General features: G+C 59.8%; 1 protein-coding gene. It reads right to left on the bottom strand.

What is annotated here, in order from left to right:
• Positions 1-26: 26 nt before the first annotated feature.
• A protein-coding gene (locus tag BMX27_RS16670; protein ID WP_090161713.1) for an IS3 family transposase occupies positions 27-1138 on the bottom strand; the annotation gives its coding sequence in 2 pieces (ribosomal slippage) (positions 27-889 and positions 889-1138; 1113 coding nt in all).
• Positions 1139-1202 lie beyond the last annotated feature (64 nt).

Genomic DNA, 1202 nt, shown 5'->3' with positions numbered 1-1202 from the left:
TGACCTGCTCCCCAGAGAGTCCTCATTTATGAGTTAGCTCTGTTCAGGTTTTGGTCTTCGTTTGACCGGTTAGCATATTCGCGCGGTGTCAGGCCAGCGAGGCTTGAGTGCGGGCGGTGGTGGTTGAAGTCATCGCGCCATGCCGCCACTAAATTGCGGGCATGGCGCAGGTTGTCGAAGAGGTGCTCGTTCAGGAGTTCATCGCGCATCCGGCCGTTGAAAGATTCAACGAACCCGTTCTGCATAGGCTTGCCTGGGGCGATGTAGTGCCACTCGACCTTGCGGTCCTCCTGCCACTTCAGGATCGCATTGCTGGTCAGCTCCGTCCCGTTGTCGCTGACCACCATGCAGGGATAGCCCCTTACCTCGGCGATCTTGTCCAACTCGCGACCGACACGGATGCCCGACAGTGACGTGTCGACAACGGCCGCCAGACACTCCCGGCTGAAGTCATCGATCACGTTCAATATCCGGAACCGGCGGCCGCAGGACAGGCTGTCGGACACGAAGTCCAGGCTCCACCGCTGGTTCGGCCCCTGCGGGATGGCCATCGGCGCTCTGGTGCCCAAGGCGCGCTTTCGGCCACCACGTTTGCGCACGGTGAGGCCTTCCTCCTTGTAGATGCGATACAGCTTCTTCCAGTTCACCGACCAGCCCTCGCGCCGCAGCAGAAGATGCAGCCGCCGATAGCCGAAGCGTCGCCGTTCCGACGACAGATCCTTCAGTCGGGTCCGCAGGTCAGTGTCCTCCGATCGCGCTGGCGGTCGTCGATACACACGCGGATCGATCCCTACCAAAGCGCAGGCCCGTCGCTGCCGGTATCCCTTCTGTGTCATGGCCCAATCCACGGCGCGACGCCGCGCATCGGGCCTTAGAAGTTTTTTCCCAGCATCTCCTTCAGCGTCGAGACATCCATCATCTGCTCGGCCAGCAGCTTCTTGAGCTTGGTGTTCTCGGCCTCCAGCGCCTTCAGCTTCTTCGCATCCGACACTTCCATGCCGCCAAACTTGGCCCGCCATTTATAGAAGGTCGCATCGCTGACACCGTGCTTGCGACACAGATCCTTCGCCCCAAGCCCGGCCTGGTGCTCCTTCAAAATGCCAATGATCTGTTCTTCCGTGAACCTTGATCGCTTCATCGTCCGTCTCCTTTACAAGGAACAGACTAACCCCAAATCGCGGACTTTTTAGGGGAGCAGGTCA

The sequence above is a fragment of the Loktanella sp. DSM 29012 genome, from assembly GCF_900110705.1.
GTDB lineage: Bacteria > Pseudomonadota > Alphaproteobacteria > Rhodobacterales > Rhodobacteraceae > Loktanella > Loktanella gaetbuli.
Note: the sequence above shows the minus strand (reverse complement) of the source record. Positions and strands in the feature narration are given on the sequence as shown.